Source organism: Reichenbachiella sp. 5M10 (assembly GCF_002742335.1).
Taxonomy (GTDB): Bacteria; Bacteroidota; Bacteroidia; order Cytophagales; family Cyclobacteriaceae; genus Reichenbachiella.
The window spans coordinates 1,505,779-1,520,015 of the sequence record NZ_MDGR01000007.1; the positions used below are offsets into that span (position 1 = coordinate 1,505,779).

The window sequence follows — 14,237 nt, forward strand, 5'->3', positions numbered from 1 at the left end:
CCTAAAGTGTGCTCGGGAATTCAGAGAAACAAGCAGTATGGCCTGTGCCAAGGGGCGATGCAGACGGCGTAGGACTCAACCTATACGGGTCAAAACAATCGTATGGGATGGAGAAGGAATCATATCTGCCTCTTTTAGGTATTTGCTTCCAACCAAAACCTATATGGGGGTATCCATGGTGGGAAAATGATAAAGGCGACCCTAGAAGAGTCGCCTTTGCATGTACGGTAGCACACGCTGCCTTAATTCACTTTCACTACTTTTCTCACTACTCTTTCTTGTCCTTGGCTAACCTCCACCAGGTAGGTGCCATTCTCTAGGTCACCGATATTGAGTTTTTGATGGCTCAGGGTCACTTGTTTTACGAGTTTTCCGTCCAAGGAGAACATTTTCACTGCACTGTGCTCTGCTCCCGTGATCACCAATTCGTGGACCGCTGGATTGGGGTAGATGCGTATAGCCGTGTCAAAAGCGGATACGTCTGTTATGACTTGTACCTCAAACGTTATGCTTTCAGATGCCGCGTTGTGATTGATGTCTCCTGCCTGTGTCACAGTGAGCGTCACGGTACCATGGGTGCCATGGAGGCTAATGGTCGTCCCCGTGATGGTCACAGGGCCAGAGATGTCATAGGTGAGCGCCAAGCCAGAGGTCGCAGATGCCACCACGTCAAAGTCTACATCGGTTGGCGCCTTGTCGGCAATTTGATCAATGCTGATGATCTGGTCTGCCTTGTCGATCGTCAAGGCACCATCCTGTAGTGAAATTTCATAATTGTCTGAAGCACCACCTGAAAGTGTGATAGGATAAGTTCCCGCATCACTTGCGTTGTTTGTTGTTGTGGTCAGGGTTGGTTCAGATAATAAATCGTTTCCGCTTTCGCCATTTACCAACCCCACGTAGGTAAATGTTAGCGAAGGTATGGCATCACCATAAGTAATGGACAGATCATCTGCTATGATGGTCAATGGAGCTTTGCTTACCACAAAACTCTGCTGGGCTACAGCTGCGAGGAAATCTGTATCGCCGGCTTGAGTCGCTTCGACTACTACCGTGCCAGTGCCTGTAATCGATAGTGTACTTCCATTCAGTACGGCAGGGCCTGATATCACATGGAAGTCCACCGATAATCCAGAGGATGCCGTGGCAGTCATGCTTTGATCAAGTGCCCCGTAGGTCAAATCAGGAATGTCAGTAAACACAAGGGTCTGAGCTTGCTTTTCTACTACATCGAAACGAATCGCCTCTGAAACCGAATGGTAGTTGCTATTCCCTGTTTGGCTTACCGTCACTTCTACAGTGCCTAGGGTTCCGTCCAGTGTGATTATATTTCCCAAAAGGGACGCAGGGCCGGTCACGGCATAATCTAGAGTCAACCCTGAGTTGACCGAGGCATTGATGGCTAGGGGCGAAGCATCCATGGATTGGTCTGTCACATTTTCGATGGCAAGTATTTGATCGGCTTTGTCTACTGTGATGGTGATGGTCTCCTGTAGGGGTGCATAGGTGTCATCCCCACTGTTGGAAACGGAAATCATGGCTACACCTGCACCGTCTACAGAAACGGTCGCCGAATGGGTGGTGGAGGACACAATGCTCAGGTTGCCACTGGTCACCGTGAAGGTGGCTGGAAGGCCATTGTCTGTCGTCGCGACTATGTCGAAATTCGGATCTCCAAACACTTTGTCCATCATGCCAGTGAAGGTTGCTGTTTGTAGCTCTTTGTCAGATACGGTGACGGTCGCAGTACCTGTATCGGTATGGCCATGGGCGTCTGTGACGGTCAGGGTCACAGTGTTTGGCCCAAGGTCGTTTGTGTCAAAGGTCGTCACATCCAGACTCAGTATGAGGCTAGCCGCAGCAGTACAGTTGTCGCTAGAGCCACTATTGATGTCAGCAGGGGCAATGGAGGCATTTCCACTTTCGTCCAGTACAATAGTAATGTCCTGCGTACTTGCGGTTGGTGCCAGTAGGTCTACGACAGTCACTGTGGCTGTGGCCGTTGTTGTGTTTCCATGGAGGTCGGTCACCGAAAGAGTCACTGGATTGGGCGTGCCGATATCCTCGCAATCAAAGGACGTCACGTCTAGGCTCATGACCAAGTCAAGAGCAGTTGTACAATCGTCCATGGAGCCATTGTCTATGTCTGATGGACTGATAGTAGCTGCGCCATTGGCGTCCAGCTCCACCGTGATATTCTGAGCCACTGCGGTCGGTGCAGCATCGGTGATGGTGATAGTTACGTTTTGAGTTGCCGTGTTTCCGCTTTCGTCGGTCACGGAAAAGGCAACTGTGTTGTCCCCAACATCCGTACAGTCATAGGCAGTTTGACTTAAGTCAAAAGTCAGTGTTGCGCTGCAGTTGTCGGATGAAGATGTATTGATAGAAGCAGGATCAACGGTGACATGGCCAGTGGCGTCAAGTGCAACGGATAGGTTTTGGGAAGCGACTGTAGGAGCGGTAGTGTCTACGACGGTCACCGTCGCTGTGGCTGTGGACTGATTGCCACTGCCATCCTCAGCTGTGAGGGTCACGGTATTTGCTCCCAGGTCAGCACAGGTAAAGGTGCTGCTGCTAAGGCTCAAAGTCACTGTGGAGCAATTGTCGGATGATCCATTGTCAATGTCGGCAGCAGCAATGCTCGCATCGCCGTTTGCGTCGAGTGCGATGGTGATGTCCTGAGTCAAGGCGTTTGGATCGGTATTGTCCGCTATCGTGATACTCACCTCGGTGCTCATTTCGAGTTGGCAGCCGGGTGTATGCTCAGAGAGCCAATCCGTGGATGGATCCATGTTGGTCAGTGATGCGTGGATTGCCGTAGCGGAAGCATCGGTGGCTGTGGTGCCAGCAGTTTCGTCAAATGGGAAATAGCCAACAAGGTTAGACTCTGACCCAGTGATGCCGTTGGCCATGTAGCTCTGAATGGTTGCCTGATCCAAGGCGGTGTTCCAGAAGGTCAATTGATCAATCGCTCCCTCAAAAAAGAATGTTGAGTACGACCCAATGATGAGATCCGCAGTGGTCGCCAAAGTTGCTCCCGATACATTCATTGTACTATTCTCCAGTACACCGTCTACATAGATCGCCCAGAATCCGGTGGATATATTTATCGTACCTGTCACATAGTGCCATTCATTGTCATTGACGGCAGTGGTGGAGAAGTTGGATGTCTTATAGGCATTGCCATCACCTGCTGTGATGGCTACCGCACCAGATGTATGCAAGTACATCAAGAGCCCGTTCGTACCGTCGTATTTTTGGGCAATGGCCTGAGTGGTCGATGCAGATGTTTTGATCCATGCGGACACGGTCAGTTCTTGCGAAATCCCTCTGTTATCGTTTCCTGCGTTGACTTGATCATCTACTCCATCAAAATCAAGATAGTCTCTTGTAAGCCCCTCTGATTCGGCCAAAACATTGAAGGTCGTGGATGTGCTCGTCGATCCAGTGGAGAAATCCAGTGCGCTCCCTGTCCCAGCTATAGGGCCGTCCAGTACGCTATCGTCGCTGCTGTTTCGGAGATAGTAATTTACCCCCACGACTGAGCTAGCGACGGAGACGGTAGTGCCAGAAGCGCCTGATGGGCAAAGCTCCGTCTCAGATATGGTGACCGCTTCGTCCTCGATGACGGTCGTCACGGTGACAGTTGCGTTGGCGGTGGATACATTGCCTTCTTCGTCCGTCACGGTGAGTGTCACGGTATTGGTGCCGATATCCTCGCAGGTAAACTCCGTTTTGTCCAATGTCATCATTAGGTTGCCTGCTGCGGTACAATTGTCCGACGATCCATTGTCTATATCTGCCACACTCAAGGCCGCACTACCTGTGCTCCCTAGCAACAAGGTGAACGCTTGCGCAATGGCAGTAGGAGGTGTATTGTCTCCAATTGTTACCTCAGTGACCATTTGGTATTCGCACGCTTTAGCCGCACAGGATGGGCTTATGACATCAATCCAGTCCGCATCGTCCATGCCTGACAATGTCCCGTCTATAGCTGATGGGGATTGATCGGTCAATGTCGTACCAGACCCGTCTTCGAAGATGAAGTGCCCGACAATGCCCGTTTCCGTACCGGTCAGGCAGGAGGTGAAGTGTGAAAGAATGTCTGCTGCTCCCAGTTCCATATTCCAAACTGTGACTTGATCAAGACTACCAGGGAAATAGATGGCCGATTGTGCTCCAATGTAGAAATTGGCAGGGGAGGCTAGGGTGGCACCAGTAGAATTGGTCACTCCGTTTTCTTGGATTCCGTCGATGTATATCCTCCAGTTTCCCGTGGCTAGGTTGGCAGTACCGACTACATAGTGCCATTCATCGTCATTGATCGTTGTTGTAGAACTCCCTGAATTTTTGGCGCCAGACCCATCTCTTCCATAAAGAATGGCTGTTCCATTTGCATTCATCTGTAAGTAAAATCCGTTTGTGCCATCATACTTGGCCACCATGATTTTAACCACGCTTGCTGTGGTTTTTACCCACGCGGCGATGCTGACTTCAGTGGTGATGCCTCTGTTGTCTGTGCCGGCATATACATAATCGTTTACCCCATCAAACGCCAAAGCGGTCTGGGTCGGCGTTCTTACTTTTTCTGTGAGTACATTGAATGTAGTCGTTTCACTCAAGTTTCCGGTGGCGAAATCAATGGCACTGCCTGTACCCGCATAGGGACCATCTACGATGGCGTTGGATGCGCTGTTTCTCAGGGTATAGTTGAAGCCCACAACCGAACTGCCTGTGGATATGGTGGATCCTGCGGTACCATCAGGACAGAAATTGGCGTTTGCAGCAGTGATCGATTCATCTGTCACATCGGAGGTCACGGTCACGGTGACCTCTGTCGTGCTGATGTTTCCGCTGGCATCCTCTACGGTAAGCGTTACGAGGTTGTCTCCTGTGTCCTCACATCTAAAGATGGATTTGGAAAGCGATTTGATTAAATCTCCATTGCTGTCGCAGTTGTCCGTAGAGCCGTTTTCGACCATGTCAGCGGTGATCATGCCTAAGCCTGTGTTGGCGTCTACAGGTACGGTGATGTTTTGACCAGCGGCTATAGGTGCCAGGTTGTCCTCCACTGTCACGGGGACAGAGAGTACGCCGATTGGGTTTCCGTTGTATTCGGCGGTCAGGTTTACATTATTGACCCCTAAGTCTGAGCAAGTAAAGGCCGTTTGGTCGAGACTGAGGCTGGATAGCGCATGGCCACAGGACGTGACAGAGCTCACGTCTACATCGCCAACAGATAGACTCCCATTGCCTGATGCATCCAAGTCTACTGTGATGTTTTCATTGATATTAAAAACCGGAAAATCTGTGCTAGGACATCCGCTGATATAGCTAAGATCATCTACGGAAATGTTTCCATTGGAATAGGGTCCGTTGGTCACGAGGATAGCGATATATTGATACGTTCCAGTATAGCTTCCGAAATTTACTGTTCGCGCAACTGTACCGCTTGTATTGATCGTTCCACTTGATATCTCTGTAAATGAACCGCCATCCCCAGGGCTGGCCATCACGCCGACTTGGTAATGACCCAAACCGGAAATATCAAATGACAATACCCCGCTGGCGTTGTACACGCGAGGCAATACGGCGAGAGATCCGATGTGTCTAGGAAGCATCCGTAAAACACCATTGCTAACGCCAGTGAAATTTTCTGCAATATTGTTTCTAGCGGTGAAAGTCCAGCAGCTCACTGGATTGTTGAAATCTTCGGTTATGTTTTGAACGGCCAGATGACATTGGGCCATTCCGTTGAATGTGGTTAGGGTGATGAACCCTGCGATGATTGTTGGTAAAAGGTATCTCATGACAAGTTTGTTTTTGTTTAAGGCTGATCAAACAAAAAGCATATTGACAGGAGTAAATTTCCAATTGACTGTTCGGGTCTACCTATTGAAAATTCGTTGGACTATTTCTATTATTCGTTTTGGGCCGAATTCGATTTGTCGAATGTCTAGCATCGAATATTGTGCCCACAGGATTTCATTGCAAACCTTTAGGGCTCATTCCCTCGACGTTTAACTTGCTTAAATCGACTCCAATGAGGAGAGTAGCGCGTCTTTCTTTCGTACAGCTACGGGTAGGGTACTGCCATCTTTCATATGTACTACGCCACCATCTTTTTTCTCGTATCGGTCAAAATGCATGAGGTTGATCAAGTGCGACTGATGCGCTCGAAAGAAGTACTTGCTTTCAAAGAGAGCGTCGTATTCTTTCAACGTTTTCGAAACGATGATTTTCCGACCATCTGAAATGAAAAACCATGTGTAGTTTGCTTGAGACTCGCACCGAATGATATCCTTGATGGCAATCAGATAGATGGTTTCCGCATCTTTGAGAACGATCTTTTTATCGGGCAATGTGCTGTCTTGATTTTGAAACAGGTTGGTGAGTTTCAGATTTTCTTCCTGGGTATCCATGGCTTGCTTGGCACGGGCAATCGCGTTTGAAAGCAACTCCGGGTCAACAGGCTTGAGGAGATAGTCAATGGCGCTAAATTTAATGGCCTTGATCGCATAGGCATCATGTCCAGTGATGAAGATCACTTTGAAGTCAAGTTGTCCATAGATCGCGAGTAGGTCAAACCCCGTACCGTCTTCCATTTCTACATCCAAAAGTAGGAGGTCAGGTTTGTTCGCCTTGAGGCAGGCAATCCCTGCCTGCACTCCGTCTGCTTCACCGACTACTTCTGCCTCTGGAGCATACATTGATAATAAGGTCTTTAGATTGTCTCTGACGACATCATTGTCATCCACCAGAACTACGCGCATAATTGTTTCTTCACTAGCTTATTCAAATGTAACTGAAAGGAACCTTCAATTCTACTCTCGTACCCTCAATTTCTCCTTGGTCATTTTTGATGTCGCCCAGTACCAATTGGATTTTGGTTTTCAGGGATTTGTTGAAGAGGGTCATTCGCTCCTGAATGATGGTAGAAGCCAGTGAATTATGTCCTGAATGGGTCTTCTTGATGAGTCCTTTTCCGTTGTCCGTGATTTCTATCGCAATGTGCTCGTCATATTTTTTGAACCGAAGGTCGATCTGTCCTCCATTCTTTTTGTCTGCTATGCCGTGTTCGATGGCATTTTCGACAAAGGGCTGTACGAACATCGGAGGGATGGTGTCGGTCTCAGGATCTACTGTCTCATCAATCTCAATACTGTATGCAAAGGCATCATTTAGGCGCATTTTGTGTATGTCGAGATAGTTGGTGATCAGTTCTACTTCAGAGGCTAGAGGTATGAACTCTTGTCTTGAACTCTCCAAAATCTCTCGCATGAGTTTGGAGAACTTGGTGAGGTACATAGCGGCTGTTGGTCCATCATTTTTCAACATGAAATTCTGAATGGCCATCAGTGCATTGAAGATGAAATGAGGATTGAGCTGGGAGCGAAGGAAGCGCTGTTCTAGCTCGGTTTGTGCGCGTTCCTTCTTGAGTGACCGCTCTCGGTATACAAAGTAGGCAATGACGATCACCAAGGTGAAAACGACCAAGCCAATAAGGATTACAAGGTTTTTTTGTTTCAATTCCAGCGCTTGAATAGCCGCCTGCTGAGAGAGCGTGGCTATTTCTGCTTCTTTTTTTTCTGTTTCGTATTTGATCGCCATATCCTCGATCGCCTTTACTTTTTCGGAATTGAGCAGACTGTCCTTATAGCTGTGATACCGCTTGAAATCTTCCAGTGCTGCTATAGCATTGTTTCGGTGCTGATGAATCATCGATAGGGTGTAGTAGAGGTTGGCCAGTTGCTCTTTTTCTCCTAGTTGCTGAGCCAGATTGAGGGCTTTGGAGATCAATGTTTCAGATTCATGGTGTCGGCCCATCATGTTTAGAAACTCGATTTCCGATACGGATTGGAGGAGCACCTCATTTTTGATATCCTTGGAGAGATAGTATGATTTGACCTCTCTGATCACGGCCAGTGCCTCAGGCAATTTGCCTTGTTTGGCAAGGGCTTTGGCCTGCACAGACATGCCTTTGTGTACCCCAAAACTCGAGCCTAGTCTTTGAGCCGAGCGGATCACCGTATCGGCATAGACCATTCCCAAAGAATCATTTCCTTGCTTGATCCGAAGCTCGGCAATCTGAAAAGCACTCTGCATGATGACAGGTTCTATGCTATGCTTCTGCGCCATGTCGTAGGCCTTCATGGCGCTTTCCAGCGTCTTGTCATCATTTTTGAGATGCGCGTACACACCTGATATGTTTAGATGAGAGATCGCAATGCCTTCCGTATTGGCTCTGGCTTCTTCAGCCTTTAGCCCTTTGATTTGAGCCTCTAGTGCCAAATCAAAATCACCCAATCGGAGGTAGCAATTCCCCATATTGTTATAAATGTTGGCTTCTCCTTTGAGATCTCCTTGATTCAGTGTCAAGTTTTCATCATAGATTTCAAGTGCTTGCTTATCATCTCCGCTTTTTGAGTAGTAGACGGCCATCATGTTGTTGCCAGCGATGATGCCTGATCTGATGCCTTTTGCTTGAGCGAACTGCAACATTTCTTCAGCTGCTGCCTTTACCGAGTCGGGAGTTTGGTAGAGCGACTTTTTCCATCGTCCACGGATTTGCTCCATTGTCAATGAATCTTGAGAGGAGGTGATCGGTTCCAGTTGTGCGCTTTGTTTTTGGGAACAAGACAAGGAGAATATGGCTAGGGTGAATAGGGTAAAAAGGGCTTTGCTCATTGTATGCAGAATTTTGTAGTACCAGAGGCAGTGAGGCAAGACGTGCTGCCTCTTGCTGGGTCTGAGATCCATTACATCTTGTCAGTTGACAGGATTCAATCGGTTGATAAACCTATGTGGAGGTCAAGCAATCTTCCATTTGCATGGGAAATGCGGCGATCACTCGATCGGGAAATACTCCCTGTCAGTGTTTGCTGAAAAAGCAAAGAGCTAGAATAGTTCATAGGTAATAATTGGTTGAAGCAACGATGCTACGGGTGGGCGTCCCAAGGTTTGAATAAGTCAGGAAGATAACTCAATTGAGTCAAAAGACAAAGGCTTGCGCATCCATCTTGGATGAGTAAGGGGTATTGTAGGCAGAGTGTTCACTTGGGTAAGCTACAACCTGAGTTCGGTTCTAAATTTCATTAAAACCTTGTCTGTAATGCTACAATCCTACTTTGTCTTCAAGCCAGACAAGCCATGCTTCCGGCATGTAAACGCTTATTTTTCATTGCCAAAAAAGGAAGCAAAAGGTCTAGAAAGTCATAAACTCGCTATCGCTCAAACAGTATAATTTTCAAAACATTGAATAAAGCAGACAACAGATGATTTGTAGTGATTATGAATCGAACTCAGATCTACAGCTTTTTGGGTCGAGCGTCTTTTGGCTTGCGTATGCTCACGAGTCAGGCGGGCTACTACTGGGTTTAGACACACATAAGGTTTGCTTAGATCTTGTAACTCTTGTTTCTCCAAATCAGAAAGCCTGTGACGGGTAGGCTGGCGATGATCAGGCAGGCGAGGAAGGCGAGGATCTTGGTGGGTAGGCCGCCTATGCTACCGACGTGTATGTCGTAGTTCATGTTGCTGTAGTGTTCGCCGTTGGTGAGGTCTGCTCTGGTGTCTGTTTGGAGTAGGCCTCCAGTTTGGCCGTCGTAGTAGTGTACCACGCGGTGGTAGTAGACATCTTTAGACATGTAGGCTCTTACGACATAGGGGAATTCTGGTTTTCGGGGTAGTTTGACTACATAGGAGTCTGCGTTGGGCGTTTTGAGGAGGGATGCTTGGAAGGCAATATCGATCGGTTGCATGTCGGAGCTGGGGATCACCTCGGCGGTTGTGGGAAACGGACGCTTGATGGTTTGGCCACCGTTGGCGATCCATCGGAGGCTGTCACTCACGAAGTGGAAGGAGTAAAAGAGCCCAGAGATGGATATGATCAATGCCAATGCGATGATGTAGAAGCCCAAGACGGCATGGAGGTCAAAGTTTTTTCTTTTCCATCCGAATTCAGGTTTCCAGAGGAAGGTCAATCGTTTTTTGCGTACTGTTTTGTTGTTGGGCCACCAGAGTATGAGACCCGAGACGATGAGCAGTACAAAGCCCAGTACGCCCCACGCCACGATCGTACCTCCGAGGCTGTAGTTGAGCAGGAGGGTCATGTGTAGCCACATGATCATGTTGAAAAACTCCCATTTGGTGTTTTCTACTTTTAGGACTTTTCCGGTGTAGGGGTCGAGGTAGACTGTTTTGTAAGTCTCCATATAGTCGTGATAAAACAGCGCATCGGGGTTGAGCTTGCGAAAAGTGAAGGCGATGGAGGATTTGGGGTCGTTGGTTATGAAAAAGCGCAGCAGAGAAGCGTCTTTTTCTTCGATGGCTTCTTGAGCTAGGGCTTGCAGTTCGCTAGCAGGCATGTAGGCTACCCCTGGTTCTCCAGGTATTCGGTGTTTGTCCGCATCCACCCATTCGGTGATCTCACCCGAAAAAACATAGATCGCCCCTGTGATTCCTTCGATGAAGACGACAAGACCTGTGAGCAGACCGATCCAGAGGTGGAGTTGGAGGATGAGTTTTTTGAGTGGTTTTTTCATGCGTAGGAGTACTGACAGTTTATGAACCAAACAAATCACACAGCTCGTGATGAGCCGTGTGATTGCATGGTAGGGTTGGATTATGGTAGATGTTATCTAAAACTCAAGATACCACCGATGTAATCAGTGTCTTCATAGACTAGTCCTTTAGTAAGTGAACCGTCACCCGCATCGTATGCGTACATAGCCGAGCCATCTGCTTCGGTAGTAGTTGCGATGATGCCTTTTCCATCTCTGCTGAGCGTGAGTGCGTGTCTTGGGTACAAGCTCAAGTCGATGTTGAGTTTTTCGGTAGCACCTGAGACTACATCTACGACGTGGTACTCGATGCAGTAGCTGCCTTGGAAGTCCGCGTATGCTTCGATCAAGTCACTTCTGAATACCTGCACGATGGCTTTGTTGTTGCCCACATATAGGAATCCTGCTGTATGGTTGCCGTTGAATTTGCTACTCAAATCGAGGAAGTAGCTGTCGTCAAAGTCTAATTCTCCATTGTTGATACGGAGTAGGCCTGAAGGCATGTCTTCATTGTCTCCCCAGTAGCTAGATGGACAAGAAGCGATGTACAAATTACCGTCTTCGTCAAACCCATGAGAGCTTACTACGCTATAGCCTAGGCCCGCAGTGCGATCATCTTGGATCGTCTTTTCGTAGGTCATGGTAGCAGCGTCATATACTTGTAGTGGTGCATAATCATACGAATGCCCTTCAGTGTCATAGTGGATGTAGGGTACGAGAATCTTGCCGTCTTTGTAGATGTAGATCGATGGAGCAGCAGCTTCACCTTCCGCTAAGTTCACGGTGATATTGCCACTGGAAAGTTCAGTCATACCCTCTGTGTCTAGTACTTGATAAGCGAAAAGACCAGTCGTGTTGTATCTCACACCTGTTGATACCAAATATTCTGAGCCTGTAGTGAAGGTAGAGAGTGGTCCGCCACTCGTACCTGTGCCGAGGATAGATCCTTCAGCAGTGAGGGAGCCTTGTCCGTCTACGCTGTATTTGGTCAGCGTACCGTCATAGTTGAGATAGACATAGCCGTCAGCACCGCCGACTACTACGTTCCAAGGTGCATCAGGGATCTCCTGTGCATCGTAGATGCTCGTCGTGCCAGACTGCAACGTCGTCTGAGGGTGCATAGGGTATAAGTCTGCTGACTCTAGTGCGGGAGACACGAGGTAGCTATATTCTTCGTCATCTTTTGGTAAACTAGAACCTTCGTCATCGTTACAAGCCGTAAAGCCAATCGCGAATGCCATCAGTAGATAGCTAAGTTTCTTGAATGTATTGATTTGTTTCACTTTGATAAAATTTATGATTTGAAATTACTTGAGAAAATATCTCCACTTGACATAGAAAGCGCGCCCAGGCTTCTGAAGCTTATAGTTGTCATAGGCGACCTCATTGAAGAGGTTGCGTCCTTCGAGTGAAAGGGAGTGTTTTTGTTTAGGTCCAGAGAAGGTCAGCCCTGCATTTTGAATGAATTGGGCAGGGATTTCGTTTTGTGGGTTGTTGATCAAGTCATAGGCCAGTAGAAAATCGTGAACGTAGTTGAAGCTGTAATAGGCCGAAAGTCCGATTTTCTGAAAAAGAGGCTTGAAGGTATAGGTCGCATCTAGGTTGCCAAACAGGTAGGGCGTATTGGGGATACGCAGACCGTAGGCTGGGTTGGGGCGGTTGGTGACTAAGGTGGTCTCCTGGTTGTTGATGAACTCCTGCCAGGTCAGGTTGGTATTGATCGTCAATTTGTCCTTCCATTTGTAGCCCATTTCGATCTCCAGACCTTTGCTGACGACATCTTCGATGTTTTCAAATTGATTGACCTTGCCGTTGTTCTTTTCAAAAATGTAGTCACGTACGTCGCGGTAGAACCCTCCGAGACCGAGCTGAACGCTATGAAAGTCATTCAATTCAAGCTTGAAATAGGTGCCTAAGTTGTAGTTGTAGGACTCTTCAGGCTTCAGGTTAGGATTGGATTCGGTGATTAGACCATCTCCGAATATCTCAAAAGGCTCTGGAATACGGTAGCCTCTTTCGAATGAGCCCTTCATGTATAAGTCGTCGGTGAAGTAATAGCGCAATGCAAGGGAATAGCCCCAATTGCTGATGTGGGTCGTCAGCGACTGTTGTTCAAAGGTGTTGTCTTCGTAGATTAGGATGTCTGTGGCGTTGATGTTAAAGAGGTATCGCTTGAGCGTTGGGATCACGGACAGCTTGTCGTGTAGCAGGTTCATTTCATGGGAGAGGCCTAGGATGTGTTTGGCCAGTTTGTTGGGGCTAGCAAAAGACTGCTGCTCCGGTATACCGTAGCGGTTTTCACCTTGCCTTTCGATATAGGTGGTGATGTAGTTGAAGCTCAACTTCTGGTTGGGGGTGAAATCGTAGCTGAGGTACGCGCGCTGGAGGAAGGAGCGCTGGCTAAACTCGTAGTATGATTTTTCTCGGAGGGCTTCTCCCCATGAGGGGTTGATGTTGGGCTCACGGTTGCCTTCCCAGTCGTAGACGTAGGATGAGGTGTCGATGACCGTACGGTTAAACTTGCTGTATAGCGAAAATAGTTTCACATCCAGATTTTTGATCCCAAAATCGGATTTCCTATAGTCCAGACTGAGGATGTAGTCGTCTTCGTATTCCTCGGCTTCTCCAAAGGGCTGCTTCACGGTATAGCCCGTCTGGATTTCGTTGTGCAAATCCGCGTATGCCGCATTGACCATCAGCACATCTGCCCATTTGGTATCTGTATACCCGACCTCTAGCTGTGTCATGAATGATCGGTAGGCATCATGGTATCTTTCTGCATCTATGTCTACAGGTTTTTTGTCTACATAGCCTTCCATGTCGTACATGGTGTAGTTGTTGTCGCTGTAGTTGAAGAAACTTTTGAGTCCTACGGTGAAACCTGATTCTTCAAACCTATAGCGACCTACGAATGCGGCGCGATGGGTGTTGAATGATCCATAGCTGTACGAGGCATCTAAGAATGACTGAACGGACTGATCGGTCAAGATATTGACTGAACCTCCGAGGGCATCACTGCCTAGATGTACAGGTACTACGCCTTTGTACACTTCCACACGCTCGATGAGGTTGACGGGGAAGTTGTTGAGACTAAAGGCTCTGCCCATCACGTCCATGGGGATGTCATCGATGAACAGCTTGACCTGTCTGCCAGATAGACCGTTGAGCGAAAAGGTGAAGCGTGAGCCCATGCCACCTGCTTCGCGTATGCGTACTCCGGTGACTTGCCCGAGTACCATGTTGACATCCATGTTGCGGATCTGGAGGGGCTTGGCATCTATCGCCGTGACCGAAAATGCTTTCTGTTCGACTTGATCTGCTTTGCTTTCTGTGATGACTAGTTCGTTGAGTACCTGTGTGTCCTCACGTAGGACTATTTTGCCGAGGTGCTGTTGTGTAGAACTGGAGAAGTCGATTTTGATGAGTTGTTTTTCAAATCCCAATCCAGAGATTTCTACTTGGCAGGTAGTACAGTTTAGGTTGAGTTCAAATTGACCTTTTCCATCGGTCACAGCGCCTTTTCTACTGTTTAGTTCGAGGATAGTTGTGCCAGGCAGGTCGCCTCCTTTTTCGTCTGTGATATGCCCTGTCAGCAGGTGACTTTGAGCAAACAATCCACCGATGGGTAAGGCCATCAGCAGGGTGATAAGGATATGCGTGGTTTTGTGATTCAAT

Annotated in this window: 6 protein-coding genes; all 6 read right to left on the minus strand. The window is 48.0% G+C overall.

The features are described from left to right. Positions 1 to 242: 242 nt before the first annotated feature. The 6 genes from BFP72_RS06115 to BFP72_RS06140 all read right to left on the minus strand — a co-directional run bounded on the left by BFP72_RS06115 (position 243) and on the right by BFP72_RS06140 (position 14,236). Positions 243 to 5,810, minus strand: coding sequence for a LamG-like jellyroll fold domain-containing protein (locus BFP72_RS06115; RefSeq protein ID WP_099598291.1), 5,568 nt, complete (start codon positions 5,808 to 5,810; stop codon positions 243 to 245). 219 nt (positions 5,811 to 6,029) lie between these two features. Next, the gene (locus BFP72_RS06120; protein WP_099598292.1) at positions 6,030 to 6,773 is read right to left on the minus strand and encodes a LytTR family DNA-binding domain-containing protein; all 744 of its coding nucleotides are present in this window, start codon (positions 6,771 to 6,773) and stop codon (positions 6,030 to 6,032) included. A gap of 22 nt (positions 6,774 to 6,795) precedes the next feature. Then, complete coding sequence (locus tag BFP72_RS06125) at positions 6,796 to 8,688, minus strand: histidine kinase (RefSeq protein WP_158233304.1); 1,893 nt, start codon at positions 8,686 to 8,688, stop codon at positions 6,796 to 6,798. Positions 8,689 to 9,398: 710 nt separating this feature from the next. Then, entirely contained in the window at positions 9,399 to 10,544 is a 1,146-nt protein-coding gene (locus BFP72_RS06130) for a PepSY domain-containing protein (RefSeq protein ID WP_099598294.1), read from the minus strand. Between the two features lie 92 nt (positions 10,545 to 10,636). Beyond that, entirely contained in the window at positions 10,637 to 11,845 is a 1,209-nt protein-coding gene (locus BFP72_RS06135) for a DUF4374 domain-containing protein (protein ID WP_099598295.1), read from the minus strand. A 24-nt stretch (positions 11,846 to 11,869) separates the two neighbouring features. Continuing rightward, complete coding sequence (locus tag BFP72_RS06140) at positions 11,870 to 14,236, minus strand: TonB-dependent receptor domain-containing protein (RefSeq protein WP_143519952.1); 2,367 nt, start codon at positions 14,234 to 14,236, stop codon at positions 11,870 to 11,872. Position 14,237 lies beyond the last annotated feature (1 nt).

Coding starts and splice junctions, on each gene's coding strand:
- BFP72_RS06115 (WP_099598291.1), bottom strand. CDS start 5,810: ATGAGATACCTTTTACCAACAATCATCGCAGGGTTCATCACCCTAACC.
- BFP72_RS06120 (WP_099598292.1), bottom strand. CDS start 6,773: ATGCGCGTAGTTCTGGTGGATGACAATGATGTCGTCAGAGACAATCTA.
- BFP72_RS06125 (WP_158233304.1), bottom strand. CDS start 8,688: ATGAGCAAAGCCCTTTTTACCCTATTCACCCTAGCCATATTCTCCTTG.
- BFP72_RS06130 (WP_099598294.1), bottom strand. CDS start 10,544: ATGAAAAAACCACTCAAAAAACTCATCCTCCAACTCCACCTCTGGATC.